At 72.7% G+C, this 24,809-nt stretch carries 25 protein-coding genes; 15 read left to right on the top strand and 10 right to left on the bottom strand.

From position 1 onward, the window contains the following. Positions 1 to 27: 27 nt before the first annotated feature. On the bottom strand, positions 28 to 1,782 hold the full coding sequence (locus O7598_RS25605) for an acetyl/propionyl/methylcrotonyl-CoA carboxylase subunit alpha (RefSeq protein WP_269693805.1): 1,755 nt from the start codon (positions 1,780 to 1,782) through the stop codon (positions 28 to 30). 132 nt (positions 1,783 to 1,914) lie between these two features. On the opposite strand from O7598_RS25605, the gene O7598_RS25600 reads away from it, so the two are divergent. The 4 genes from O7598_RS25600 to O7598_RS25585 all read left to right on the top strand — a co-directional run bounded on the left by O7598_RS25600 (position 1,915) and on the right by O7598_RS25585 (position 6,015). Then, positions 1,915 to 2,508: a PadR family transcriptional regulator gene (locus O7598_RS25600; protein ID WP_269694977.1), complete on the top strand. Its 594-nt coding sequence runs from the start codon at positions 1,915 to 1,917 to the stop codon at positions 2,506 to 2,508. A 94-nt stretch (positions 2,509 to 2,602) separates the two neighbouring features. Beyond that, on the top strand, positions 2,603 to 3,562 hold the full coding sequence (locus tag O7598_RS25595; RefSeq protein WP_269693804.1) for an ATP-binding cassette domain-containing protein: 960 nt from the start codon (positions 2,603 to 2,605) through the stop codon (positions 3,560 to 3,562). 17 nt (positions 3,563 to 3,579) lie between these two features. Further along, the gene (locus O7598_RS25590) at positions 3,580 to 4,335 is read left to right on the top strand and encodes an ABC transporter permease (protein WP_091060882.1); all 756 of its coding nucleotides are present in this window, start codon (positions 3,580 to 3,582) and stop codon (positions 4,333 to 4,335) included. 117 nt (positions 4,336 to 4,452) lie between these two features. Beyond that, positions 4,453 to 6,015 carry an MFS transporter gene (locus O7598_RS25585; protein WP_269693803.1) on the top strand — a complete coding sequence of 521 codons (1,563 nt, stop codon included), beginning with the start codon at positions 4,453 to 4,455 and terminating at the stop codon, positions 6,013 to 6,015. Between the two features lie 66 nt (positions 6,016 to 6,081). Here the strand turns inward: O7598_RS25585 and O7598_RS25580 are convergent, their stop codons facing one another. The 5 genes from O7598_RS25580 to O7598_RS25555 form a co-directional block, all read right to left on the bottom strand. Next, the gene (locus O7598_RS25580; protein ID WP_269693802.1) at positions 6,082 to 6,735 is read right to left on the bottom strand and encodes an O-methyltransferase; all 654 of its coding nucleotides are present in this window, start codon (positions 6,733 to 6,735) and stop codon (positions 6,082 to 6,084) included. A gap of 9 nt (positions 6,736 to 6,744) precedes the next feature. Then, positions 6,745 to 7,401 (bottom strand): Maf family protein, encoded by a 657-nt coding sequence (locus O7598_RS25575; protein ID WP_269693801.1) that lies wholly within the window; start codon positions 7,399 to 7,401, stop codon positions 6,745 to 6,747. Between the two features lie 10 nt (positions 7,402 to 7,411). Beyond that, positions 7,412 to 8,536, bottom strand: coding sequence for a S8 family serine peptidase (locus tag O7598_RS25570; protein ID WP_442929893.1), 1,125 nt, complete (start codon positions 8,534 to 8,536; stop codon positions 7,412 to 7,414). 1,360 nt (positions 8,537 to 9,896) lie between these two features. Continuing rightward, positions 9,897 to 10,349, bottom strand: coding sequence for a hypothetical protein (locus O7598_RS25560; protein ID WP_269693800.1), 453 nt, complete (start codon positions 10,347 to 10,349; stop codon positions 9,897 to 9,899). A gap of 101 nt (positions 10,350 to 10,450) precedes the next feature. Then, complete coding sequence (locus tag O7598_RS25555) at positions 10,451 to 10,663, bottom strand: acyl-CoA carboxylase subunit epsilon (protein ID WP_269693799.1); 213 nt, start codon at positions 10,661 to 10,663, stop codon at positions 10,451 to 10,453. Between the two features lie 91 nt (positions 10,664 to 10,754). Here O7598_RS25555 and O7598_RS25550 point away from each other — a divergent pair, with 91 nt between their 5' ends. Both O7598_RS25550 and O7598_RS25545 read left to right on the top strand, forming a co-directional pair. Continuing rightward, positions 10,755 to 12,773, top strand: coding sequence for a serine/threonine-protein kinase (locus tag O7598_RS25550; RefSeq protein WP_269693798.1), 2,019 nt, complete (start codon positions 10,755 to 10,757; stop codon positions 12,771 to 12,773). 87 nt (positions 12,774 to 12,860) lie between these two features. Then, on the top strand, positions 12,861 to 13,076 hold the full coding sequence (locus O7598_RS25545; protein WP_269693797.1) for a hypothetical protein: 216 nt from the start codon (positions 12,861 to 12,863) through the stop codon (positions 13,074 to 13,076). A 72-nt stretch (positions 13,077 to 13,148) separates the two neighbouring features. On the opposite strand, the gene O7598_RS25540 is transcribed toward O7598_RS25545, so the two are convergent. Together O7598_RS25540 and O7598_RS25535 are read right to left on the bottom strand one after the other, a co-directional pair. Beyond that, positions 13,149 to 13,901 carry a GH25 family lysozyme gene (locus tag O7598_RS25540; RefSeq protein ID WP_269693796.1) on the bottom strand — a complete coding sequence of 251 codons (753 nt, stop codon included), beginning with the start codon at positions 13,899 to 13,901 and terminating at the stop codon, positions 13,149 to 13,151. A 93-nt stretch (positions 13,902 to 13,994) separates the two neighbouring features. Further along, the gene (locus O7598_RS25535; RefSeq protein ID WP_269693795.1) at positions 13,995 to 14,555 is read right to left on the bottom strand and encodes a Uma2 family endonuclease; all 561 of its coding nucleotides are present in this window, start codon (positions 14,553 to 14,555) and stop codon (positions 13,995 to 13,997) included. A 99-nt stretch (positions 14,556 to 14,654) separates the two neighbouring features. Between O7598_RS25535 and O7598_RS25530 the strand changes: the two genes are divergently transcribed. Together O7598_RS25530 and O7598_RS25525 are read left to right on the top strand one after the other, a co-directional pair. After that, entirely contained in the window at positions 14,655 to 15,398 is a 744-nt protein-coding gene (locus O7598_RS25530; RefSeq protein WP_269693794.1) for a M50 family metallopeptidase, read from the top strand. Positions 15,399 to 15,619: 221 nt separating this feature from the next. Then, a complete protein-coding gene (locus tag O7598_RS25525; protein WP_217628600.1) occupies positions 15,620 to 15,982 on the top strand; it encodes a hypothetical protein in 363 nt (120 codons plus the stop codon). Positions 15,983 to 16,211: 229 nt separating this feature from the next. On the opposite strand, the gene O7598_RS25520 is transcribed toward O7598_RS25525, so the two are convergent. Further along, positions 16,212 to 17,855: a sensor histidine kinase gene (locus O7598_RS25520; protein WP_269693793.1), complete on the bottom strand. Its 1,644-nt coding sequence runs from the start codon at positions 17,853 to 17,855 to the stop codon at positions 16,212 to 16,214. Further along, positions 17,852 to 18,541, bottom strand: coding sequence for a response regulator transcription factor (locus tag O7598_RS25515; protein ID WP_269693792.1), 690 nt, complete (start codon positions 18,539 to 18,541; stop codon positions 17,852 to 17,854). Before O7598_RS25515 ends, O7598_RS25520 begins: the two co-directional genes overlap by 4 nt. A 172-nt stretch (positions 18,542 to 18,713) precedes the next feature. On the opposite strand from O7598_RS25515, the gene O7598_RS25510 reads away from it, so the two are divergent. Genes O7598_RS25510 through O7598_RS25480 form a run of 7 tightly spaced genes read left to right on the top strand, consistent with a single transcriptional unit; the run spans position 18,714 to position 24,761 of the window. After that, on the top strand, positions 18,714 to 19,280 hold the full coding sequence (locus O7598_RS25510) for a hypothetical protein (protein WP_217628599.1): 567 nt from the start codon (positions 18,714 to 18,716) through the stop codon (positions 19,278 to 19,280). A gap of 38 nt (positions 19,281 to 19,318) precedes the next feature. Further along, positions 19,319 to 20,440, top strand: a complete 1,122-nt coding sequence (locus tag O7598_RS25505) for a peptidoglycan-binding protein (RefSeq protein ID WP_269693791.1) — start codon at positions 19,319 to 19,321, stop codon at positions 20,438 to 20,440. Then, on the top strand, positions 20,437 to 21,123 hold the full coding sequence (locus tag O7598_RS25500; protein WP_091060832.1) for an ABC transporter ATP-binding protein: 687 nt from the start codon (positions 20,437 to 20,439) through the stop codon (positions 21,121 to 21,123). The genes O7598_RS25505 and O7598_RS25500 overlap by 4 nt, the downstream gene beginning before the upstream one ends. Beyond that, a complete protein-coding gene (locus O7598_RS25495; protein ID WP_269693790.1) occupies positions 21,120 to 22,313 on the top strand; it encodes an ABC transporter permease in 1,194 nt (397 codons plus the stop codon). The genes O7598_RS25500 and O7598_RS25495 overlap by 4 nt, the downstream gene beginning before the upstream one ends. 49 nt (positions 22,314 to 22,362) lie before the next feature. Next, a complete protein-coding gene (locus tag O7598_RS25490) occupies positions 22,363 to 23,346 on the top strand; it encodes a ketopantoate reductase family protein (protein ID WP_269693789.1) in 984 nt (327 codons plus the stop codon). A gap of 55 nt (positions 23,347 to 23,401) precedes the next feature. Continuing rightward, entirely contained in the window at positions 23,402 to 23,905 is a 504-nt protein-coding gene (locus tag O7598_RS25485) for an RNA polymerase sigma factor (protein ID WP_091060821.1), read from the top strand. Next, the gene (locus O7598_RS25480) at positions 23,898 to 24,761 is read left to right on the top strand and encodes a hypothetical protein (protein WP_269693788.1); all 864 of its coding nucleotides are present in this window, start codon (positions 23,898 to 23,900) and stop codon (positions 24,759 to 24,761) included. Before O7598_RS25485 ends, O7598_RS25480 begins: the two co-directional genes overlap by 8 nt. The last annotated feature ends 48 nt before the right edge of the window (positions 24,762 to 24,809 follow it).

Genomic DNA, 24,809 nt, shown 5'->3' with positions numbered 1-24,809 from the left:
CCGGAGGCGTTAACAGGGGGCCCCGCCTTACCCCTCGATGGTGCAGATGGGGGCGCCGGCGGTGAGGACGGCGCCGACCTCGGCGGCCAGCCCGCTCACCGTGCCGGCCTTGTGCGCGTGCAGCGGCTGTTCCATCTTCATCGCCTCCAGCACCACCACCAGGTCACCCTCGGCGACCGTGTCGCCGTCGGCCACGGCGATCTTGACGATGGTGCCCTGCATGGGGGAGGCGAGCGTGTCCCCGCCGACCGCGCCGCCGGCCTTGCCCGTGCCGCCCCGGCGGGCCGGCTTCCGGGCGGCGGGCGCGGCGGCCGCCGTACCCGCGCCGAGACCGGCGGGGAGGACCACCTCGATCCGCTTGCCGGCCACCTCGACCACGACGGTCTCCCGCTCGGCCGGGCCCTCGGCGGGGCCGGCGGTGGCGGTGAAGGCCGGGACGGTGTTGTCCCACCCGGTCTCGATCCACCGGGTGTGCACGGTGAACGGCTCGCTGGTGAACGCCGCGTCCCGGACCACCAGGCGGTGGAAGGGCAGCGCGGTGGCCATGCCGTCGACCACCATCTCGTCGAGCGCCCGGCGGGCCCGCTCCAGCGCCTCGGTACGCGTCTCGCCGACGATGATCACCTTGGCGAGCAGCGAGTCGAAGTTGCCGCCGATCACGTCGCCGGCCGAGATGCCGGTGTCCACCCGCACGCCGGGGCCGCTGGGCAGCCGCAGCGCGGTGACGGTGCCCGGGGCGGGCAGGAAGTTGCGGCCCGGGTCCTCGCCGTTGATGCGGAACTCGATGGCGTGCCCGCGTGGCGTCGGGTCCTCGGTGATGCGCAGCTTCTCGCCGTCGGCGATGCGGAACTGCTCGCGGACCAGGTCGATGCCGGCGGTCTCCTCGGTGACCGGGTGCTCCACCTGGAGCCGGGTGTTGACCTCCAGGAAGGAGACGGTGCCGTCCGCGCCGACCAGGTATTCCACAGTGCCGGCGCCGTGGTAGCCGGCCTCCCGGCAGATCGCCTTGGCGCTGTCGTGGATCTGGGCCCGCTGGGCGTCGGTGAGGAACGGCGCGGGGGCCTCCTCGACCAGCTTCTGGTGCCGGCGCTGGAGCGAGCAGTCCCGGGTGCCGACCACGATCACGTTGCCGTGCTGGTCGGCCAGTACCTGCGCCTCGACGTGGCGGGGCTGGTCCAGGTAGCGCTCGACGAAGCACTCGCCCCGGCCGAACGCGGCGACCGCCTCGCGGGTGGCCGACTCGAACAGGTGCGGGATCTCCTCCATGGTGCGGGCGACCTTGAGCCCGCGCCCGCCGCCGCCGAACGCCGCCTTGATGGCGACCGGCAGGCCGTGCTCGGTGGCGAACGCGGTCACCTCGTCGGCGCCGGCCACCGGGTCGGGCGTGCCGGGCACCAGCGGGGCACCGGCGCGCTGCGCGATGTGCCGGGCGGTCACCTTGTCGCCGAGGTCGCGGATCGCCTGCGGGGTGGGGCCGATCCAGGTCAGGCCGGCGTCGATCACGGCCTGGGCGAAGTCGGCGTTCTCGGAGAGGAAGCCGTAGCCGGGGTGCACGGCGTCCGCGCCGGCCCGGGCCGCCACGTCGATCAGCTTGTCGATGCGCAGGTAGCTGTCCGCCGCGGTGTCGCCGCCCAGGGCGTACGCCTCGTCGGCGAGCGTGGCGTGCAGGGCGTCCCGGTCGGAGTCCGCGTAGACGGCGACGCTTGCCAGCCCGGCGTCGCGGCAGGCGCGGATGACGCGGACGGCGATCTCGCCGCGGTTGGCGATGAGGACCTTGCGCACCTTGGGGCTCCTCCCGGGAGGTCGATGCCGGGAGTGTATCGGCCGGCATGCGGGCCCTAACGATCGCTCAGTGTGGGATGCCGCACTGTAGTCAAACTTGGTTATTACGCTTGTCCGGTGTCGGCGACGCGGATGATGATTCTGGGCCTGGTCAGGTGGATGCAGCCGGTGCACGGCTACGACGTGCGCCGCGAGTTGCTGAGCTGGAGTGCGGACAAGTGGGCCAACGTGCAGCCCGGTTCGATCTACCACGCGCTGCGCAAGCTCACCGACGAGGGGCTGCTGCGGACGGTCTCGGTGGAGCAGGTGGGCGCCCGTCCGGCCCGCACCACGTACGAGGTGACCGCGAAGGGGGAGGACGAGTTCGAGACGTTGCTGCGGGCGCAGTGGTGGCAGCTCCACGAGTCGCCGGACTCGTTCGCGGTGGCGTTCTCGTTCCTGCCGGCGATGCCCCGGGACGAGGCCGCGGCGGCGCTGCGCAACCGGGCCAACCTGCTGCGCGCCGGCGTCGAGTCGATGCGCGCGTCGTTGGACTCGGACTGGGTACGCACCCGCAAGCCGGTGCACGTGGGCTGGATGTTCGAGCTGTGGCTGGCTCGGGCGGAGGCCGAGACGGCGTGGTGCGAGCGGATCGCGCAGCGGATCGAGTCCGGGGTGTCGTACCTGCCCGCGGGGATGGAGCGCGCGGAGGGCTGGTCCGGCTGGACCGACGGTGACACGAAATAATCAACGTTGACCAAAAGAGCTATATCGCGTTAGCCTCGACGCGAACCGCTGACCGGTGGCCGGGCACCTCCGGCCCGGACGACCAGGAGCAAAAATGATCGAGACCAGGGGGCTGCGGAAGTCGTTCCGCTCCCGCGCGGGTCGCGAGACGAAGACCGTGGACGCGGTGCGCGGCGTCAACCTCGACGTCGCCGCGGGGGAGATCTTCGGCTTCCTCGGGCCCAACGGCGCCGGCAAGACCACCACCCTGCGGATGCTCGCCACCCTCATCGAGCCGGACGGCGGCGAGGCCACCATCGCCGGCGCCGACCTGCTCAAGGACCCGGCCGGGGTGCGCCGCCGGATCGGCTACGTGCCGCAGGGCGGCAGCACCTGGGACGAGTCCAGCGCCCGCGAGGAGTTGGTGCTCCAGGCCCGCCTCTACGGCATCTCCAAGGCCGACGCGAACCGGCGCGCCACCCGCGCGCTCGACGCCTTCCAACTCAGCGAGTACGCCGACCGCAAGTGCAAGACCTACTCCGGCGGCCAGCGCCGGCGGGTCGAGATCGCGCTCGGCATCATCCACGAGCCGAAGATCGTCTTCCTGGACGAGCCGACCACCGGCCTCGACCCGCAGAGCCGCGCGCACATGTGGGACGAGATCCGCCGGCTGCGCACCGAGGGCATGACCGTCTTCATCACCACGCACTACCTCGACGAGGCCGACGCGCTCTGCGACCGGATCGCGATCATGGACCATGGCGAGGTGGTCGCGGAGGGCACCCCGGCCGAGCTGAAGCGCGAGATCTCCGGCGAGGTGGTGATCGTCGGTCTGGACGTCGCGACCACCCCGCAGGCCGCCGAGCTGCTCGACACCGAGGCGTACGTGAGCAAGCTGGAGACCGTCGACGAGGGCGGGCTGCGCCTCTACGTCGACGAGGGCGCCGTCGCCATCCCGCAGGTGCTGCGCCGCCTCGACCACGCCGGGCTGGAGCTGCGCTCGATCGAGCTGCACCGCCCCAGCCTGGACGACGTCTTCCTCACCAAGACCGGCCGCTCGCTGCGCGAGTCCTGACCCCCGGAGAAGCTGTCATGAAACTCGCCCGCGACACCTGGTTGATCTTCCAGCGCCAGGCGCAGCTGCTGCTGCGCAACCCGGTCTGGGTCTTCGTCGGCGTCTTCCAGCCGGTGATGTACCTGCTGCTCTTCGCCCCGCTGCTCAAGCCGGCGCTGAACGCGCCCACGCAGGCCGCCGCCTACAAGATCTTCGTGCCCGGCCTGCTCGTCCTGCTGGCCATCTTCGGCGGCCTGTTCCAGGGCTTCGGCCTGATCGCCGAGCTGCGCGCCGGCGTGATCGAACGCTCCCGGGTCACCCCGGTCAGCCGCCTCGCGCTCCTGCTCGGCCGCTCCCTGCGCGACGTGGTCTCGTTGATCGCCCAGGCCGTCATCATCACCGTGCTGGCGCTCCTGTTCGACCTGCGCGTCTTCATCGGCTACCTGCTCCTGGCCTACCTGATGCTCGCCCTCATCGCGCTGATGACCTCCGCCGTCTCCTACGGCGTCGCGCTCAAGGTCAAGAGCGAGGACGCGCTCGCCCCGCTGATGAACACCGTCGCGCAACCGGTGCTGCTGCTCTCCGGCATCCTGCTGCCGCTCACCTTCGCCCCCGGCTGGTTGCAGGGCGTGGCCAAGTGGAACCCGTTCTCCTGGGCGGTCGACGGCACCCGCGCGCTCTTCGACGGCGACCTCGGCAACGACAACGTCTGGCAGGGGCTCGGCATCATCGCCGTGCTCGCCGTCGCCGGCGTCGTCTGGGCCGCCCGCCAGTTCGCCCGCAGCGTGCGGTGAAAGGCGGGGCCCCCTCTTAACGCATTCGGTAGAGGAAGGGGCCCCGCTCAACACCCCGGGGAGAGCTGCCTCTCACTCAAGGCGGGGCGTCGGTCGTGCGCGCGTAGCGTCGGGCCGGTGCCCCGCCTCACCCGTGACCGGACCACCTGGTTGACCTACGCCCAGCTGGGCCTCTGGGGCTTCTTCCTCTACGGGTTCGGCCCCGTCGTACCCCTGCTCCGCGACGAACAGGGCACCAGCGCCGCGGTGGCCGGCCTGCACAGCACCGGCATCGCGGTCGGCGCCCTGGCCGGCGGCGCGCTCTTCGCCCCGGTCGCCCGCCGCTTCGGCCGCGGCCCCGCCGTCTGGCTCGGCCTGGCCGGCGTGGCCGCCGGCGTCACCGCGCTCGGCCTGCTCCGCCCGCTGCCCGCCACCATCGCCGCCGTCGCGGTCGTCGCCACCTTCGGCATGATGGTGATCAGCGGCGTCAACGTGGTGCTCACCGCCCGACACGGCCCCGCCGCCCCCGCCGCGCTCACCGAGGCCAACGCGGCCTGCGCCGGCATGGGCATCCTGGCGCCGTTGACCATCGGCGCCACCGTCGACGCCGGCCTCGGTTGGCGGCCGGTGATGGCCGTCGAGGTCGGGCTGATCACGCTTCTCGCGCTCACTGCCATGACCTTTCGGGTACGCCGACCGAAGGGCGCCCCCGCTGCCGCGGCTGCCGCCCAACCCACCGTGGCCCCAGCGGCCGTCCCCGCGCCTGCCGGTCCGGGTGTCGTCTCCGCGCCCAGCGGTCCGGTGGTCGTTCCCGTGCCTGCTGGTCCGGTGGTCGTTCCCGTGCCTGCTGGTCCGGGTGTCGTTCCCGTGCCTGCTGGTCCGGGTGTCGTTCCCGTGCCTGCTGGTCCGGGTGTCGTTCCCGTGCCTGCTGGTCCGGGTGTCGTTCCCGTGCCTGCTGGTCCGGGTGGCGCCTCCGTGCCTGCCGGTCCGGGTGTGGAAGCCGGATCAGCCGGTGCGGGTGCCGCCGGGGCGTCGGCTGGCTCCGATGCCGCGCGACCAGGTGCCGGGCAGCGCGAGATCGGGGACGGTTCGCGTTCGGGTCGCAGAACGGGAAGCGGCCACGATCCCGGCTCCCCGGCGGGTTCGGGGCGGCTGCCGCGGGCGTACTGGATCGCCTGGGTGTTGATGTCGGTCACCGGGTCGATCGAGGTCTGCCTGTCGCTGTGGACCGCCGACGTGCTCCGGACCCACGCCGGGCTGAGCGCCGGCGGCGCGTCGGCCGCCGTCGCGGCGATCGTGTGCGGCATGTTCGCCGGCCGGCTCGCCGGCGGCCGGGCCGCGTTGCGCTGGCCTCCGGTGCCGCTGCTGCTCGGCGCGCTCACCGTCTCACTGGCCGGGTTCACGCTGTTCTGGGCGAGCCCGGTCGGCTGGCTCGCGGTCACCGGTCTGGTCGTGCTCGGCCTGGGCAACGCCCTGCACTACCCGCTGGCGATCTCCATCGCGCTCGCGGTGGCCGGTGGGGCCGCCGATCGGGCGGCGGGCTGGTCGTCGTACTCGATGGCTGTCGGTTTCGGGATCGCGCCGGTCGCGCTCGGCCGGGTGGCCGACGGCGTCGGACCGCACGCGGCCTTCCTGCTGTTGCCCGCGTTCATCGCGGTGGCCGTGCTGCTGACCGTGCGGCTGGGCCGCGCGCTGGCCTGATCGACTCCACCTCGGCGAGGTGGCGGGGTCCGCGCCCACCGGATGCCGCCACCTCGCCGAACCGGCTCAGCGCACCCGGGCGAGCGTGACCCCGTCGGCGATCGGCAGCATGACCGCCTCGACGCGGACGTCCGCGAGAACCTCGTCGTTGAAGGCGGCGATGGCCCGGTCGTCGGCGTTGCGCGGGGCGAGCACCCGGCCGGCGCGCAGCGTGTTGTCGACCGCGACGACCCCGCCGGGACGCATCCGCGGCACCAACTCGTCCCAGTAGACCGGGTAGCCGACCTTGTCCGCGTCGATGAACGCGAAGTCGAGGTGACGCTCCCGGGGCAGCTCCCGCAGCGTCTCCGCGGCCGGCCCGATGCGCAACTCGATCCGGTCCTGGACGCCCGCCCGAGCCCAGTAGCGGCGGGCGACGCCGGTGTACTCCTCGGAGATGTCGAAGCAGGTCAACCGGCCGCCCTCGGCCAGCCCGCGGGCGATGGCCAGCGAGGACAGGCCGGTGAACGTGCCCACCTCCACCGCCTGCCGGACGCCCAGCAGCCGGGTCAGGAAGGTGAGGAACGCCGCCTGCTCCGGCGCGACCTGCATGTCTGCCTCGGCCGGCAGGGCCGCCCGGGTCTCCTCGGCCAACTCCCGGACGACCTCGTCCGGGGTGGATCCGTGGGCCACCAGGTAGGCGTGCAGTTCCGGGGTCAGCGGCAACGGCTTCGTGGTCATGCCCGGACGTTAGCCGAGATGCTCGATCTCCTGGCCCCCCGGCGCGACCTTCGTCCACAGGTCGACGACGCGCAGCTCCAACTCGCCGAGGAGCCGGCGCAGCAGCGGCAGGGACAGCCCCACCACCGTGCCCGGGTCACCCTCGATGCCGGTCAGGAACGCGCCGCCCAGCCCGTCGATGGTGAACGCGCCAGCCACCGCCAGCGGCTCGCCCGTCGCCACGTAGGCGGCGATCTCCTCGTCGGTGACATCGGCGAAGTGCACGGTGGTCGACGCGACCGCCTCCGCGCGGGCCTCGTGCGTCACGTCGATCAGGCAGTGCCCGGTGTGCAGGACGCCGCTGCGCCCCCGCATCCGCTGCCAACGCCGGGTGGCGTCGGCCGCGTCGGTCGGCTTGCCCAGGATCTCCCCGTCGAACGCGAGCACCGAGTCGCACCCGAGCACCAGCGTGCGCTCGTCCCCGGCCGGACGCAGCCGGCCGAGCACGGCCTGCGCCTTCAGCCGCGCCAGCTCCAGACACAGATCCTCGGCCCGGTCACTGACCACCTGCGACTCGTCGACGCCGCTGACCAGCACGTCGGGCTCGATGCCCGCGGCCTGGAGCAGCTTGCGGCGGGCAGGACTCTGCGAGGCCAGGACGAGGCGCAACGGCACGGAGGTCGACACCCTGCCGACGCTACCGGCTGATCCTCGGCGGCGGGTCGCCGGCACGTCGACGACGACGCCACACCAGATAACCGCCGCCGGCCGCCAGCAGTACACCGAGGGTCGCGAGGCCCCGAGCCGTGCCACCACCGTCGTCGCCGCTGGGCCCGGTCGCCGTCGACGCCGGCGCGGTGACGCCGGTCGACTCGAAACCGATCGGGGGTACGTCGGCGGTGAGCGCGGCGACCAAGTCGATGACCCCGTAGCCGTACTCGTCGTCCCGGCCCGGTGGGCCCTTGTCGATGGCGGTCGCGGTGAGCCGGTGCGCGACCTCGGCGGCGGGGAGGTGGGGATACTTGGAGCGGATCAAGGCAGCGGCCCCGGCCACGATCGCGGTGGCGTCCGAGGTGCCGGTGCCGACTCGATAGCCCCCGTTGAGGCCCGTGCTGTAGATGTCGACTGCGGGCGCGACGACGTCTATCTCCGGACCTCTAGCTGAGATGGCAGCGTGGTTTCCGCGTTGGTCAGAGCCGCCAACAGCGATGACGCCAGGTTCGCTCGCTGGATAGCCAACGAATGGAGACTTGCTTATGTTTCCTGCGGCAGCCACAACAACTACATTCGCGTTGATGGCGGACCTGATGGCACGTTGCAGTTGAGTGTCAGCGCCACCGGTCGCTGAGATGCTGATTACCTGGGCGTGGCGGGAGACTGCATAATCGACGCCTTCTGCGAGCGCCTGAGAGGTGCCTTCCTGGTGCGCGGGTGACACATAAATTGGCAAAACCTTTGCCTTTGGTGCGATGCCGAGCGCGCCGTATGTCGAATCTCTGCTGTAGGCGGCAATCAGTCCAGCCATCCCAGTGCCGTGTCCGTCCTGGTCGTTCATACCGTTGCCGGATCCGCCAGGAATGACATCGGTGCCAGGCACCAGATTTTCGGACAGGTCGGGGTGCTGCTCGACGCCGCTATCAGGGACGGCGACGAGAACTCCCTCACCTTGACTTATGGCATGAGCATCGATTGCCCGCAGATAGTTCAGGTGCCACTGACGTCCGCTGGATATGACATCTGTGTTCGAGGCACCATATCCAGCGCCGCTTCCCGAAGTGAATAAGATTGCCGTCGCTGCAATGTGGACCCACAACGACGTCACCGGGAAAAACCGATGGCTGGCCCTGGGTCGATTGGCCCGTCATCGTCAGGGGCCTGGACTACGGGATCAACCCCCTCATCGGTTCTCCAAGGATTGTCGGGATCCCAGGTTGGCGCGGACTCCTGGTTGCGGCGCTGCGCAGCGCGGCTCGATGGGCCGAGGCCGGCAGGCCCCGCGGACGCAGGACTGCCGCCGAGCGGGTGAAGGCCTGAAAGGCTTCCCTGCTGAAACTGGCGGCCAGCACCTGGTCGAGAACCTGCTCCTCCAGTAGGAGCAGTTCCGGCTGCCCCACCGCCGATGACGCCGCCGACCGGGTTCACCCGGCGAGGCGAGGAGCCGCCAACAGGCTGCGGCATGCCTGATTGAGGGCCGCCTCCGATAAGACCTCCGAATGGCGCTGAGCGGGGAGGATTTCCAGGAGTAACCGAACCTCCGCTGACGCCCCCACGAATCGACTCGCCGGGTTGGATGGGTCTCGTCGTTGGAGCCGGCCCGAGCGGTCGCGTCGATGGAGGGAGGAGTGGGCTAGCTCCTACCGTTGATGGCCCACCGGAGACGGCCGCTGGAGTCGCCGGCATGGCTGGCGGCGGTGGTGGGTTGAGAGCAGTGCCCGCGCCCCCGAGGACTGGACCAGGGCCAGGCGTTGGACCTGCTGGATGTATCCGTGTCGCTTTCCGCGCGTCAGTTGGCTTGCCGGCAGGCATGGTTGAGATCGGGACTGGGACCACCGGAGGGATCATCGGTGCAGGACTATCAGCTCCGGTGCGCACCTCATCCATTCTTGGAACTGATCTCGGAGGCGGTTGGCGGAGCATGACCTGGGCGAGCTGGAGTTCGCCGCTCAGCCCTGTCATCAACCCGCGCGCCCGAACGTTCAACTGTTCCAGGTCGGCGTCCGTGACCGGTGGCCGTTCCGGCAGCCGGCTACCCGCCACCGCCTTCGGGTCGGCGATCGTCGCTTCGTATGCCCGCTTCTGCCCCAGCTTGGCCGCGTACTCGTCGTAGAGCGGCTGCAGCTCGGCACGGGCGCTGCCGATGGCGCGGGCGGCGGCGGCGAGCGCGTCGTAGTTGGCGGCGGCCGCGTCGTGGGTGCGTTGCACCCGGTCGATGAGCTGGTCGAGTTCGCCGACGTACGCCCGCGCGGCGGCGTTGGTCTCGGGCGGCCACGCCTCGGCGAGCCCGCGACGGTATTCCCGCAGCCGGCCGAGGTGCGCCAGGGCGAGGTCGCACACCTTGCGCCAGCCGGCGACCTGCTTCCACTGGCCGGCGGTGTCCTGGTCGTGCAGGCAGGCCCACATGCTGAGCACGTCCATCAGCCGCCAGTCGGTGAGCCCGGAGGTGCGTCCGCCGCCACGTTCGATCACGGCAGGACCACCCGCCCCTGGTCGGGGCCGGTGGGGTCGGCCAGCGGCGGGGTGGGCCGCGCGACGGTGGTGGTGGGGGCGGCGAGCGCGCGTTCGACGTCGGCGACGCGGGCGGAGGAGAAGGCGTCCGAGTCGTCGTAGTGGGCGGCGATGCGACCGGCGGCGTCGGCGAGCCGGCCGGTGGCGGGCGCGAGGTCCCACACGGCGCTGACCGCGGCCTTCTGCGTCTCGTGGTGGGCCTGGAGGAACTGGACCAGCTCGATGAAGGCGTCGGCCGGGTTGGGCACCGGGGCCTTCATGTCGTCGGCGATGTAGGACAGGTGGGGCGCGTAGTTGCGGGTGACCTCGTCCTGGAGTCGGTCGGCGAACTCCCTCATCTGTCGGATGTCGGCCTCGATGCCGCCGTAGTCACGCAGCCAGCCGGCTGGCCGGTTGTCCTCCGGGATCATCGGACCTCCCTGCCCGTCACCGCACGGTTTCCCTGAGTGAGGTTAATGGCTCCGCGCGGATCCCGGCAGCCCCAGCCCGGCTCGCGTACGCGGGGAAGGTTTCAGCGGGGAAGGCCGGAGGCGCGCCACGCGCCGGGACCGGCGGTGGACATCGCGCCGGCCGGGCGGGCGCCGCGCGCCCAGCGCGACACGGCGGGCGGTGCGGCGGCGGCGACGGGCCGGGTGCGGACCACGATCGCGCCGACCAGAGCGGCCAGCTCCTCGGCGGTGGGCACGCCACGGACGACCCGGAACATCGGCTCTTCGGCAGACATGGGCCAAGGGTACGCGTCGCGAACTCGACCTTCGGCATACAGTGGCGTGCCGGCGGTGTGCGCGTCGGAGCGGCCGGGTACCGTTTCTGCGATGTCGAACGCACTTCCCCAACTCGTCGCTGACCGATACCGGCTCCTCACGCCGCTCGGTCAGGGCGGCATGGGCCGCGTCTGGAAGGCGCGGGACGAGGTGCTGCACCGCGACGTCGCCATCAAGGAGCTGGTCCCGCCGCCCGGCCTCACCCCCGACGAGCGCCGTGAGATGCGGGAACGCTCGCTGCGTGAAGCGCGGGCCATCGCCCGGCTCAACAACGTCAACGTGGTCCGCATCTTCGACGTGCTGCGCACCGACGGCGACCCGTGGATCGTCATGGAATACGTCGCGTCGAAGTCGTTGCAGGACACGATCGCCGAGGACGGCCCGGTCTCGGTGGCCAAGGCGGTCGAGATCGGTCTCGGCGTGCTGGGCGCGCTGAAGGCGGCGCACAAGGCCGGCATCATGCACCGCGACGTCAAGCCGGGCAACGTGCTGCTCGGCGAGGACGGCCGGGTGGTGCTCACCGACTTCGGCCTGGCGACCATCCCCGGCGACCCGAACGTGACCCGCACCGGCATGGTGCTGGGCTCGCCCGCCTACATCTCGCCGGAGCGGGCGCGGGACGGCACGGCCGGGCCGGAGGCCGACCTCTGGTCGTTGGGCGCCACGCTCTACGCCGCCGTCGAGGGCAAGTCGCCGTACGCGCGCCCGTCGGCCATCGCCACGCTGGCCGCGCTCGCCACCGAGCCGATGCCGCCGCCGCGCAACGCCGGGCCGCTCAAGCCGGTGCTCCAGGGTCTGCTGCGCAAGGACCCGGACGAGCGGATCACCGCCGAGGTGGCGGAACGCATGCTGCGCAAGGTCGGCGGCCGGCGGGGGGTCAAGGGCATCTCGTTGCTGGACGGCGTACGCCGGCCGGGGCCGAACGGCCCGCGCGCGCCGCGTCCGCCGCTGGTGCCGGCGCCGCGTCCGGCCGACGACCAGGTTGAACGCGCGGCCACCGGGGCTTCCGGGGTCGCGGTCACCGGGGGTACGGCGGCGGCCGCCGACCCGACCGCGAAGGTGCCGGCGCCCACGTCCGACGCGGGCCCGACCGCGAAGGTGGCGCCTCCGGTCGCCGAGCCGACGACCAAGCTCGACGCCGACCCGCCGGTCGACGAGACCCGGGTGGACGACGACGCCCCGGCGCTCGACGAGACCCGGCTCGACGGTGAGCCGGTCCCGGCCGCTCCGGCGCAGCGCTCCGCTCCGGTGCCGGTCGGTCCGGCCCCGTCCGACTCCGCGCCGGTCAGTCCCGCCCCGGTCAGCGCGGTGCCGGTCAGCCCCGCCTCCTCGACCGGCCGGGCGACGGTGCTGCCGGGTGCCAAGGCGGCGCCGAACCGGCGCAACCTGCTGATCGGCGCGCTGGTGCTGGTGCTGCTGGTCGGTCTGGTGGTGGCGGTGCCGCTGCTGAACGGCGGCGACGACGACGACGGCGGCGGCCAGCCGACGGGCGGTTCCTCGGTGGCGTCGGCGGGCCCGCCCGCGCCGACCGCCAGCGCCTCGCCGAGCGCGGCGGCCTCGTCGGCCAGCCCGTCGGCCAGTCCGACGCCCTCGGCGAGCCCGTCACCGACCGGGTTCGTGCTGCCGGCCGGCTGGAAGTACTACACCGGCTCGAACGGCTTCAAGGTGCCGATCCCGAACAACTTCCAGGCGAAGGCCAAGGGCAACCAGGTCACGCTCTATGAGGTCGGCGGCACCAACCGGGTCCTGTTCATGCAGTGGACGTCCAGCCCGCAGAAGGACGCCGAGGCGGACTGGAAGGACCAGGAGCCGAACCGGCGCAACTACGTCCGGAACTACAAGTACCTCAGCATCACCAGGTGCGACGGCTACTACCGCACCTGCGCCGACTGGGACTGGCTGGAGACGCGTAGCGGCAATGTCCGGTTCCACGTGCGTAACCGGGGCGTGGCGACGGCCACCGACCGGGGCTACGCGCTGCGCTGGGAGGTCCCGGCGAAGGACTGGCAGGCCAACCTTCCCAACTTCGAGATCATCACCAAGGGCTTCGTGCCCGACCGGCGGAACTGATCCTGGGAGTCCCGCCGTCGCGAAAGTGGTTCGCATGACTTTCCGTAGTCGGGGGTATGAACACCCCGACGACGAAGGAGGTGCGACATGGGTTACCGACACAGGGACACCGGCCCCCGGCTGGCACTGTGGATGCTGGTCGCGCTCGGCGACGCCGTCCTGCTGATGGTCGCCGCCGGCCTGTCCGCGCCGGTCGCGGTCCTCGGTGTGCTCACCCTGACCGTCGCCGGGGTCGCGGCGTGGCGTTGGACCCGCCGACCCGCGACCGTGCCCATGGCGACCGCCGCGCGACGCCGGGCCTGACGCAAACAGACGGTACGAACGGCAGCGGGACCGCCCCACGACGTGGAGCGGTCCCGCTGCCGTTCGCGTCCGTCAGGTGTTGTTGGCCAGCGCGATCAGCCGGGTCCGGTCGCCGTTCCAGTAGTTGCGGTCGACGTTGCCGCTGATCCCGGAGACGCTGCCGGTGCTGGTGTACTGCCAGAAGCTCCACACCGAGGCGCCGGCCGGCAGGGCGCCCGGCGTGCTCGACCAGCGGGCGAGCCAGAGCGGGTGGTTGGCCCACGGGCCGGTCCAGCTTCCGGTGCACTGGTTCCACCAGCTCGTGGTGGTGTAGATGACCGCGTAGCGGCCGGTGCGGGAGCGGTAGGTGTTGAGGAAGTCCTGGATCCAGTTGCGCATGCCGGTGGTGCTCAGGCCGTAGCAGTAGCCGCCGCTGTACGGGTTGGCCTCGATGTCCAGCGCGGCGGGCAGCGTACGGCTGTCGGCCGACCAGGCGCCGCCGTTGCTGGCCAGGTAGCCGGCCTGGGTGGAGCCGGCGGAGATGTTCGGCCGGGCGAAGTGGTAGGCGCCCCGGATCACGCCGGCGTTGTAGGCGTTCACGTAGTTGGTGTTGAAGTTCGGGTCCTTGTAGCTGGTGCCCTCGGTGGCCTTGATGAAGGCGAACTGGATGCCGGCGTTGCGCGCGCTGGTCCAGTTGATGCTGCCCTGGTAGCGGGAGACGTCGACGCCGGGGGTGGTGGCGGCGGCGGCCGGTCCGGCGGTCGCCACGAGGGCCGCGGCCGCGGTGGCGGCCACGGTCAGGCCGGCGGCGAGCAGCCGGCGTACGGAGAGTCTGGTACGGGCCATGGTGTGCCTCCAGAGGACGTCAACTGATTGACGCCCATCTTTGGAGGTTAGTGCCCTAGATCGCAATAGGACGCAAGGAAATTTTCACTGCGTTCAGCGGAGCGTGGCCGGATCCATCGCCCAGCGGAACGGCTCGGTCACGCTCAGCGTCTCACCGGCCTTCGCCACCGCGTCCTCGACGTAGTGACCCCCGTCGAGCCGGTGCAGCCGCAGCGAGTGACTGTCCCCGTCCTGCTCGACCAGCAGGTAGAACGGGATGCGAGCGATCGCGTAGAGCTGCATCTTGACCAGCCGGTCGGCGGCGGCGTTGCCGGGCGAGACGATTTCGCAGATCAATCGCACCTCACCCGCTTCGATCACCGCGCCTTCGTCGTCGGTGTCGGCGACGACGACGTCGGGGATGACCATGCGGTCGACACCGAGCCGGACGTTGACCGCTTCGAACACCAGCAGCCCGAGCGGTCGGGCAGCTCGGCGCAGGCTGTCCACGAGATTCCAGGACACCAGTTGATGCCTCTTGCTCGGAGCAGGACTCACGATCAGGCTCCCGTCGAGCAGTTCGATGCGGTCGTGGCTGTGGCCCAGTGCGAGATAGTCGGCCTCCGTCCACGGTTCCAGCCGTGACCTCGGCGGCTCCCAGGGAGCTGCGCTCACCGACCTCACCTCCGTTCGGGCGCCTCGTCCGATCAGTCTCACACTCTATGAGACACGGCCGGTCGAACGACACGACTCGGGCCGGTAGGCTCCCCGCCCATGCCCCTGATCGACGGCCTCACCACGCTCTGGGACACGCTGCTGAGCGCCCAGCCGGACCCGCCGCCGCTGCTGGTGGTGCTCACCGCCGTGGTCGCGCTCGCCGTGGTCGCCACCCGGGTGCCCTGGCGGATCACCCGCAACGCGGTGACCATCGCGCACGAGGGCGGTCACGCCCTGGTGGCGCTGCTCACCGGGCGTCGGCTGCACGGCATCCGGCTGCACTCGGACACCTCCGGGCTGACGCTCTCGGCCGGCCGTCCCAGCGGTCCCGGCATGATCCTCACGCTGCTCGCCGGCTACGTCGCGCCGTCGCTGCTCGGGCTCGGCGGCGCATGGCTGCTGGCCGGCAACCGGATCACGCTGCTGCTCTGGCTGGCGGTGGCACTGCTGCTGGCCATGCTGGTGCTGATCCGCAACCTGTTCGGCGCGCTGTCCCTGCTGGTAACCGGCGGTGTCGTGCTCGCCGTCTCCTGGTACACCTCGCCGCAGGTCCAGGCCGCGTTCGCCTGGACCTCGGTCTGGTTCCTGCTGTTCGGCGGCGTGCGGCCGGTCTTCGAGTTGCGACGCCAGCGCAGCCGGGGCCGGATGCCGGAGTCGGACGCCGACCAGCTCGGCCGGCTCACGCCGGTCCCGCCCCTGGGTTGGGTGGGGCTCTTCCTGCTGGTCGCCCTCGGCGCCCTGGTCGCCGGCGGGTTGTTGCTCGCCGGCCCGATCCTGGCCGGGGCCGGTATCACCTTCTGAGTCGACGCGCAGCCCCTTATACCTGGGGCCCGGACGATTTCCGGGTCGGCAGAACGATCTGTACCGGCAGGTGGCTTCGCGATTTTTGGAATTACTGAGTCGTGACTCAGGGTGGTTTGTCAACTACCTGACGTTGCCGGCCGAAGAAAAGTGTCGATAGGTTCGCGTCACGGGGAGCGAACCAACTCGCTCCGTCACCAACATCCTGAAGGAGGATGGACATGCGAGCATCGACACGGGGGGCGCTCGGGGCGGTCGCGCTGACAGCGACCGTACTGGTCGCGCCGATCGTCACGGCGACCTCGGCCTCGGCGCACGCCGCCTGCGGCAAGACGGTCGGCGACAAGGACAGCAGCAGCTGGCCGAAGTCGGCGGACGCGGCCCGCGAGCGGAGCGGTTCCAGCACCGGGTGTGGCATCAACGGCATCGCCTACAACACGCAGCAGCTGGACTACCACTGCTACACCGTGGGCAACGACGGCTACACCTGGACCTACCTGCGGAACAACTCCACGGGCGTGCAGGGCTGGGTCCGTGACGACCTGCTGAGCGACGGCGGAAGCTTCGTCTACTGCGGCTTCTGACGCCGTCGACGGCGGAAGGATCCTGATCCGGACCGCTGAGCCCGGCTGACGTCCGCGGCGCGACGGGCTCGACGGACGGTGCGCACCCGCACCGATGCCGCACAGGGATCGGCTCGTTCGTCAATGGCCATGGCCGACCCGCAGGAGCGTGGTGCTCACCACGGTGATCTGACAGCGTGAAGACGGCCCGCCGGCTCGCCGGCGGGCCGTCCTGTCGTCGGGGTCGGGCTCACTCCCTGTCCCGCCGGTCGGTCGGGAGCGTGATCGTCATGGTGGTGCCGACGTCGGGCCGGCTCGCCGCCACGATGGTGCCGCCGTGGTTGGTGACGATCTGCCGAGCGATCGCGAGCCCGAGGCCGCTGCCCCCGGACTCCCGCCCCCGGGCGTGATCGGCCCGCCAGAACCTGTCGAAGAGGTGCGGCAGGTCCGCCGGGCTGATGCCGGTGCCGGTGTCGGCGACACTGATCGAGGCGTCGCCGCCGGCGGGGCGGACGACCAGGGTGATCGTGCCGCCCGGCCGGCTGGCCGCGGTCGCGTTGCGGATGAGGTTGCCGAGCACCTGCCGCAGCCGGTCGGGGTCGCCCCGCACGTGCAGGGGCCGTGGGGCGTCCACCCGCAGCGTGACACCGGCCGCCTCGGTGAGCGCGGCGTGACTGACCCGACAGGTCTCCGCCAGCTCCGCCAGATCGAGTCGGACCACGTGCAGGGTCATCGCCCCGGCCTCCGCCATCGCCAGGTCCTGCAGGTCGTCGACGATCCGCTGCTGGAGCAGCGCCTCCTCGTGCAACGAGGCGAGCACCTCGGGCGTGGCCGGCAACACCCCGTCCTTCAGCGCCTCCAGGTAACCGCGCAGGTTGGCCAGCGGGGTACGCAGCTCGTGGGCCACGTCGGCGACCATCCGCCGCTGGCGCTCCTCACTCTGCTGGAGCGAATCCGCCATCTGGTTGAAGGTGCGGCCCAGCTCGGCGAGCTCGTCGGCGCCGCGTACCCGGACCCGGTCGCCGAGGTCACCGGCGGCCAGCCGGCGGGACGCCCGGGTCAACGCCGCGATCGGCCGCAGCACCCGGCGACTGAGCAGCAACGCGACCACCACCGCCGCGGCCGCCACCACCACCGCCGTCACCGTGATCGAGTCCCCGGCCAGCTTCGGGGGCTCCTCGTCGCGCGCGCCGACGTAGACCTGCACCGGTTGCGGGGCGAAGGCCGCGGTCTGCGCGATGAAGACCCGTTGCAGGCACTCGGCCGAGCGTGCGCCGCCGCTGACGCACGGCCGCAGCAGGCCCTCCATCTGCCCGCTCGTCATGGTGGGACGGAGCTTGGTGGCCCGCTTACGGCAGTTCACCGAGACCGGACGGTCCGGATCGGCGGCCACCAGCACGGGCACGCCGAACAGCGGGCGCTCCGCGCGGACCGCCCCACCGCCGGCGGTCAGGCACGCCGCGTCGCGCAGCGCGCGCTGGTACTGCACGATCGCGGTCATCATGTCCTCGGCCAGGCGCGGCACCGAGTCGCCCTCCGGCAACCGCACCACCGGCCGAGGGTCCACCAGGGTCGGCGGGCCCGCGGTGTCCCGGGCCGCCCGGCCGGCCAGCAGGTCCGAGTCGGCCAGCACCGCGCCGGTCTCGGTGACCACCCGGATCCGCTCGCCGGTGCGGCCGGCCAGCTCGCGTACGCGGTCCGCCACCCCGTCCCAGGTGCCGAGCCCGCCGTGCCCGGCCAGCGTGGAGGTGATCAGGGCGATGTCGTCCTGGCCGGCGGTGACCGAGGCGGTGAACTCGCGCGACGCCTGCCGCAGCGTGAGCCACGCGGTGGCGGACGTGGCGGTGACCGCGATGAGCATCGTCATCAGCAGCACCCGGAGCCGGAAACTCACAGTGGTTGCTCCGGGATGCGGTAGCCCCGCCCGTAGACGGTCTGCACGTACGCCGGCTCCGCCGGGTCGCGCTCGATCTTGCGGCGCAGGTTCATCACGTGCGCGTCCACCGTCCGCTCCACGATGTAGCGGTCGAAGCCGAAGGCCCGGTCGATGATCTGCGCCCGGGTGAACACGCGGCCCGGCTCGGCGGCCAGCGTCCGCAGGATGCCGAACTCCTTGGCGGTGAGCGGCACGACCCGACCGCCGACCCGCACCTCGAACCGGTCCACGTCGACGACCAGGTCACCGACCCGTAGCACCTCCGCGTCGCTGCCGGCCCGGCCCGCGCGGCGCAGCAGGACCCGGACCCGGGCGGCCAGCTCGCGAGGGCTGTAGGGCTTGGTGACGTAGTCGTCGGCGCCCAGGTCCAGGCCGAGCAGCATGTCGTCCTCGGTGCTGCGCGCGGTGAGCAGCATGATCGGGACGTCGGACTCGGCGCGCAGGATCCGGCAGACGTCCAGGCCGTCGACCACCGGCATCATCACGTCCAGGATGACCAGGTCGGGCGGGTTGCCCCGGCACCGCTCCAGGGCGGCCTTGCCGTCCGCCACCACCTGCACGTGGTGGCCCTCGTGCTCCAGGTAGACCCGGAGCAGCTCCGACTGTTTCCGGTCGTCCTCGGCGACCAGTATCCGCGCGACCAACGGTTCCCCCCGTCCGGCAGCAGAACTCCGCCATCATGACCCGTCCGCGTGGCCTGCGGGAACCCCGCCGGGCCGACCCGCACGGTGATCCCACAGCTTCTTGACGAGTTCTTCACAGGCCCCGTCCTAGCCTGTCGACAGCTCACCCGACCGACCAGAAGGAGATGGCATCGTGCGGGTTCCCACAGCAGTCAGCGCGGCGCTCGGCGCGGCGGCGCTGGTGCTCGTCACCGCGGGGTGCGGCGGCGACGCGAAGGAGCCGTCCATCGCCACCGCGGGAGGCACCCCGTCGGCCGTGGCCAGCGGAGACGCGGTCACCGCCTACGTCGAGGGTGTCCGCAGGTATGTGGCCTGCCTGCGGGAGGAGGGCGTCAAGGTCTCCGACCCGGACGCCAAGGGCCGGATCGAGTTCGGCGGTGACGCCCGGGCGGTGAAGGCCGACCCGAAGTTCCGTACCGCGCAGGTCAAGTGCAACGACCTCAACCCGCCCGTCCCGCAGGGGCTGGAGGACAAGCCGGCCCTCACGCCCGAGGAGGTCGAGAAGGCCCGCGAGTACGCGCGGTGCATGCAGACCAAGGGCGCGCCCGACTTCCCCGACCCGGGTCCCGACGGCTACCAGCCCGAGTCCGAGGACGGCAAGCCGCTCTGGAACTCCGGCAGCGCCGGCGCCAAGCGGGCCGCGGCGGCCTGTGGATCGATCGTCGGGGTGCCCGCCACCCCGGGGCCGGGCGTCGGCTGAGCGGGCGCGGCCCGGCGGGTGTGGACGGAGGGGGCACGGTGAGCGGGGTGGACGAGGTGACCGTCGGCGGCCGGCGGCGACGCCGACGGATGCGTACCTGGCTGGTGGCGGGGGCCGGCACGGCGGTCCTCGCCGTGGCGGCCGCCGCGACCCTGGGACTGGGCACCCGGGGGGACGACCCGCCCCCGCCGGATCCCCGGGCCGGCCGGAGCGTCCCGGTCACCCGGGGCGACCTGGTGGAGTACACGGTTCTCGACGGCACTGTCGGCTACGGCACGGCCACCCCGGTGCGCTCCGAGGCCACCGGGACGGTCACCTGGCTGGCGGCGGGCGGGACGGTGGTCAAGCGCGGGCAGAGCCTGCTGCGGGTCGACGAGAAGCCGGTCGTGCTGATGTACGGCCCGCTGCCGATGTACCGCACGCTGGCGGCCCCGCTGGAGGGCCGCGACGTCGAGCAGTTCGAGCGCAACCTGCGCGCGCTCGGCTACTCCGGCTTCACTGTGGACGAGACCTTCTCGTCGGCGACCACGAACGCGGTGAAGCGTTGGCAGCGGGACCTGGGCCGGGAGGAGACCGGACGGGTCGAACCGGGGCAGCTCCTCTACGCGCCGGGCGCGGTGCGGATCGCGCGGAACTCGGTCCGCGTCGGCGCGACCGTACCCGCCGAGGTGTTCACCTGGACCGGCACGAACCGGTTGGTCACCGCGGCCGTGGCGCAGGACGACGCCGCCTGGGCCGTACCCGGGGCGAAGGTGAGCGTCACGTTGCCGGACGGGCGGTCGGTGCCCGGCACCGTGCGCACCGTGGGGGACGACGCCGCTCCGGCGGCGCCCGCGGCGGAACCGGCCGCGCCCGCGGCCGGCGACGGCGACACCGGTGCCCGGGTGCCGGTGACGGTCCAGGTCGCCGACCAGAAGGCGTTGCAGGCCGGCGACCCGGGCGCGGTCGAGGTACGCCGCGTCGCCAAGGAACGGCGGGGGGTGCTCACGGTGCCGGTCAGCGCGCTGCTCGCCCTCGCCGAGGGCGGGTACGGGCTGGAGGTCGTCGACGGGACGTCCAGCCGGGTGGTGGCCGTCGAGGCCGGCATGTTCGCCGACGGCCGGGTCGAGGTGACCGGCGCCGGCCTGGACGCCGGCGTGAACGTGCGGATCCCGCAGTGAGCGCGCTCGTGGAGTTGCACGGGGTGTCCCGCACGTATCCGGGCGGGGTGACCGCGCTCGCCGGGGTGGACCTGCGGATCGACGCCGGGGAGCTGGTCGGGGTCGTCGGCCCGTCCGGGTCCGGCAAGTCGACCATGCTGCACCTGCTCGGCACGCTCGACCGCCCGTCCACCGGGGTGATCCGGATCGACGGGCACGACGTGGCGCGGCTCTCCGACCGGGCGTTGTCCGCGTTGCGGGCCACCACCATCGGCTTCGTCTTCCAACAGTTCCACCTCGCGCCCGGCACCCCGGTGCTGGACAACGTCGCCGACGGCCTGCTCTACGCCGGTGTGCCGATCCGGCAGCGCCGGCGGCGGGCCGGGGACGCGCTGGCGCGGGTGGGCCTGTCGCACCGCCTGGACCATCTGCCGCACGAGCTGTCCGGCGGGGAACGCCAGCGGGTGGCCATCGCCCGGGCGGTCGTCGGGGAACCCGCGCTGCTGCTCGCCGACGAGCCCACCGGCAACCTCGACTCGGTCTCCGGCGGCAGCGTGCTGAAGCTGCTCACCGAGCTGCACGAGGCGGGCACCACGGTCGTGGTGATCACCCACGACCAGGCCGTCGCCGGCCGGCTGCCCCGCCGGGTGGAACTGCTCGACGGCCGCGTCGTGCGCGACGACGTGCCGGTGGCGCAGCGATGAGCCGCGCGCCCCGGCCGGGACGGCTGGCGCTCGGCGACATCGCCCGGCTCGGCGCGGTCGGCCTGCGGTCCCGCCCGCTGCGGGTGTTCCTCTCCGCGCTCGGCATCGCCATCGGGATCGGCGCGATGGTCGCCGTGGTGGGCATCTCCACCTCCAGCCGGGCCGAACTCGACCGGACCCTGGACCGGCTCGGCACCAACCTGCTGACCGTCATGCCCGGCCGGACCGTCTCCGGCGAGGACGCCAAGCTGCCGGCGGAGGCCACCGCGATGGTCGGCCGGATCGGCCCGGTCGAGTCCGTCGCGGCCACGGGCCAGGTCAAGGGGTACGTCTACCGCAACGACCACGTCCCGATCGGGCAGACCGGCAGCATCTCCGTGCTCGCCGCGCACCAGGACCTGCCGGAGACCGTCGGGGCCACCATGTACACCGGCTCGTGGTTGACGCCGGCCACCCGCGCCTACCCCGCCGTGGTGCTGGGCTCCCGGGCCGCGACCCGGCTGGACCTCGTCACGCCCGGTGTCCGGGTCTGGCTCGCCGGGCGGTGGTTCTCCGTCGTCGGTGTGCTCGACCCGGTGCCGCTCGCGCCCGAACTGGACAGCGCGGCGCTGATCGGGTGGGAGTCCGCCCAGACGTACGCCGGCTTCGACGGGCACCCCACCACGGTCTACGCGCGGGCCGCGGAGAGCCAGGTGGCCGCCGTACGGGCGGTGCTCGGCGCGACGGCCAACCCGCGGGCGCCGAACGAGGTGGCCGTCTCCCGGCCCTCCGACGCGCTCGCCGCGAAACAGGCCACCGACGACGCGTTGACCGCGCTGCTGCTCGGTCTGGGCGCGGTCGCCCTGCTGGTGGGCGGCGTCGGCGTGGCGAACACCATGGTGATCTCGGTGCTGGAGCGGCGTACCGAGATCGGGTTGCGCCGTTCCCTCGGCGCGACCCGGGGGCACATCCGGGCCCAGTTCCTGACCGAGTCGCTGATCCTCGCCGGGATCGGCGGCGGCGGGGGGATCGTGCTCGGCGTGCTCGCCACCGGCGGGTACGCGCTCACCCAGGGCTGGCCCACTGTCGTACCGGCCTGGGCGACCGCCGGTGGTCTCGGCGCGACCGTGCTCATCGGCGCGCTCGCCGGGCTCTACCCGGCGCTGCGGGCGAGTCGGATGGCGCCGGCGCACGCGCTGGCCGGTTCCTGACGCACGCGCCCCCGCGCGGCGCGCGGCCCGGCGAGGCAGAATCGGACGGATGCGATACGTGATCATCGGGGCGGGCGCGGTCGGCGGCACCATCGGCGTACTCCTCGGCGAGGCCGGCCGGGACGTGACGCTCGTGGCCCGCGGCGCGCACCTGGACGCGCTGCGCGAGCGGGGGTTGACGCTGCGGCGGCCGGACGGCACGGTGACCGGCCGGCTGCCGGCGGTGGCCGGGCCGGACGGTCCGCCGTTGCCCGCCGACACCGTGCTGGTGCTCACCGTGAAGTCGCAGGACGCCGCCGCCGCGCTGGCCGGCTGGGTGGACGCGCCGGTCGAGGGCGGCGGCACGGCCGGCGAGCGGCTGCCGGTCGTGCTCGCCCAGAACGGCGTGGCGAACGAGCCGGCCGCGTTGCGGCTCTTCGCCCGGGTGCACCCGGTGTGCGTGTGGCTGCCCGCCACCCACCTGGAGCCGGGCGTGGTGGTCGCGAACGGGCACCCGCATCCGGGCATGCTGCACCTCGGGCGTTACCCGTCCGGCGCCGACGACACCAGCCGGGCCGTCGCGGCCGACCTGACCGCCGCCGGTTTCGTCGCCCCGGTCCGCGACGACGTGATGCGCTGGAAGTACGGCAAGTTGCTGGCCAACCTCGGCAACGGCCTCCAGGCGCTGCTCGGCCGGGACGTGCCCGAGCACCTGTCACAGCGGGTACGCGCCGAGGGCGAGGCGGCGCTGGCCGCCGCGGGCATCCCGCACACCACCCGCGAGGAGGAGGCCGCCGAACGCGGCGACCTGGTGTCGCACCGGCCGGTGGACGGCGAGACACGGTCCGGCGGGTCCACCTGGCAGAGCCTCGCCCGGGGTGCCGGCTCGGCCGAGGCCGATCACCTCAACGGCGAGATCGTGCTGCTCGGCCGGCAGCACGGCGTACCCACCCCGGTCAACGCGGCGGTGCAGGCCGCCGTGCGGCGGGCCGCCCGCGACCGGATCCCGGCCGGCGCCTTCGGTGTGGGCGAGCTGGAGAAAATGGTCGGCTGACCGGCAACCCGGACCGTGCCGCCAGGCGTGTCCCTGGCGAACACGGGAGGTGAAAGTGCCCGACAGTGACGACTTCGACGACTTCTACCGGGGCAGCCGGCAACGGCTGCTCGGGTTCGTCTACGTCCTCACCGGCGACCGGGCCGAGGCGCAGGACGCCGTGCAGGAGGCGTACATCCGGGCCTGGCAGCGGTGGTCGACGGTGCGTGGCTACGACGACCCGGAGGCCTGGGTGCGGGTGGTGGCCAGCCGGATCGCGGTGAGCCGGTGGCGCAGCCTGCGCAGCCGGGCCCGCGCCTACCTGCGGCACGGTGCGGTGGCCGACGTGCCGGCGCCGAGCACCGAGACGATGGACGTGGTCGCCGCGCTGCGCCGGCTGCCCGAGGCCCAACGCACCGCCATCGCGATGCACTACCTGCTCGGCATGCCGGTCGCCGAGGTGGCCCGGGAGACCGAGGCGCCGGTCGGCACCGTCAAGGCCCGGCTGTCCCGGGGGCGGACCGCGCTCGCCGGGCTGCTCGCCGTGGTGGATCTTCAGGAGGAGGCGGCAGATGCCTGACGACGTCACGCTCGTGGAGGTGCTGCACCGGGACCTGCGGGACGTCCGGTGGGCGGAGCCGGCGGAGCTGCGGGCCACGGCCCGGCGACGCAGCCGGCGTACCGCCGCGTTGGCCGCCGCCTCGGTGATGCTGGTCGCCGCGCTCGGCGCCACGTTCGTGGATCGGACCGGCGCCTCGCCGCCGCCCGTCGCGGACGTGCCGGGCGGGAACACGGAGATCCCGGTGGAGGCCATGCTGGAGCCGACGGACGTCCCGGTCCGGACCGGCGACACGCTCAGCGACACGGACCTCGACGAGCCGGTCCGGGTCGACGACTTCCTCCAGGTCTGCGCCCGCGCGCAGGGGTTGCCGGCGCAGGAGCCGCGCTCCCGCTACTCGCGCTCGCAGACCATGCTGAATCCACCCCCCGAGGCCCAGCCGTCCACGCCGACAGTGGCCCTCACGCAGGACGTCTACCGGATGCCGTCCGTGGCGGCCAGCCGGTTCGTCGGTGACCTGGAGCGGGCCGTCGCCGCCTGCGGCGGTTGGCGGACCACCGGGCAGGTCCCCGCCGAGCGGGGGATGGTCACCGGCGAGGTCGTGCACAGCTGGACGGTCGCCGCGAGCGGCTTCGCCGGCGACCAGGCGGTGGTGCTGCGGCACACCACGACCGTGCCGCAGCAACCGGCGGACGGCGGTGCGAACCGGTTCGAGGACCGGCTGGTCGTCCGGGTCGGTGACCTGGTGACGGTCCTGGTGCCGGCGGGGCGGCTACGCCCCGGCATCCCCGACGCCGAGGCGAGTGTGCGGCAGTTGCAGGAGATGGGCCGGGCTGCCGCCGAGCGGATGTGCGTCGCCGCCAACCCGGGCTGCTGAACCCGGCCATGTTAAGAAGGGGCCCCTGCTCTACGCGAGGCGTTAACA

Origin of the sequence: Micromonospora sp. WMMC241 (genome assembly GCF_027460165.1) — a bacterium.
GTDB lineage: Bacteria > Actinomycetota > Actinomycetes > Mycobacteriales > Micromonosporaceae > Micromonospora > Micromonospora humi.
Note: the sequence above shows the minus strand (reverse complement) of the source record. Positions and strands in the feature narration are given on the sequence as shown.

Excerpts from the sequence above, each read along its gene's own strand:
- O7598_RS25530 (WP_269693794.1), top strand. The coding sequence starts at position 14,655 with ATGCCCCTGATCGACGGCCTCACCACGCTCTGGGACACGCTGCTGAGC.
- O7598_RS25550 (WP_269693798.1), top strand. The coding sequence starts at position 10,755 with ATGTCGAACGCACTTCCCCAACTCGTCGCTGACCGATACCGGCTCCTC.
- O7598_RS25540 (WP_269693796.1), bottom strand. The coding sequence starts at position 13,901 with ATGGCCCGTACCAGACTCTCCGTACGCCGGCTGCTCGCCGCCGGCCTG.
- O7598_RS25495 (WP_269693790.1), top strand. The coding sequence starts at position 21,120 with ATGAGCCGCGCGCCCCGGCCGGGACGGCTGGCGCTCGGCGACATCGCC.
- O7598_RS25595 (WP_269693804.1), top strand. The coding sequence starts at position 2,603 with ATGATCGAGACCAGGGGGCTGCGGAAGTCGTTCCGCTCCCGCGCGGGT.
- O7598_RS25600 (WP_269694977.1), top strand. The coding sequence starts at position 1,915 with ATGATGATTCTGGGCCTGGTCAGGTGGATGCAGCCGGTGCACGGCTAC.
- O7598_RS25490 (WP_269693789.1), top strand. The coding sequence starts at position 22,363 with ATGCGATACGTGATCATCGGGGCGGGCGCGGTCGGCGGCACCATCGGC.
- O7598_RS25580 (WP_269693802.1), bottom strand. The coding sequence starts at position 6,735 with ATGACCACGAAGCCGTTGCCGCTGACCCCGGAACTGCACGCCTACCTG.
- O7598_RS25545 (WP_269693797.1), top strand. The coding sequence starts at position 12,861 with ATGGGTTACCGACACAGGGACACCGGCCCCCGGCTGGCACTGTGGATG.
- O7598_RS25560 (WP_269693800.1), bottom strand. The coding sequence starts at position 10,349 with ATGATCCCGGAGGACAACCGGCCAGCCGGCTGGCTGCGTGACTACGGC.
- O7598_RS25525 (WP_217628600.1), top strand. The coding sequence starts at position 15,620 with ATGCGAGCATCGACACGGGGGGCGCTCGGGGCGGTCGCGCTGACAGCG.
- O7598_RS25480 (WP_269693788.1), top strand. The coding sequence starts at position 23,898 with ATGCCTGACGACGTCACGCTCGTGGAGGTGCTGCACCGGGACCTGCGG.
- O7598_RS25555 (WP_269693799.1), bottom strand. The coding sequence starts at position 10,663 with ATGTCTGCCGAAGAGCCGATGTTCCGGGTCGTCCGTGGCGTGCCCACC.
- O7598_RS25590 (WP_091060882.1), top strand. The coding sequence starts at position 3,580 with ATGAAACTCGCCCGCGACACCTGGTTGATCTTCCAGCGCCAGGCGCAG.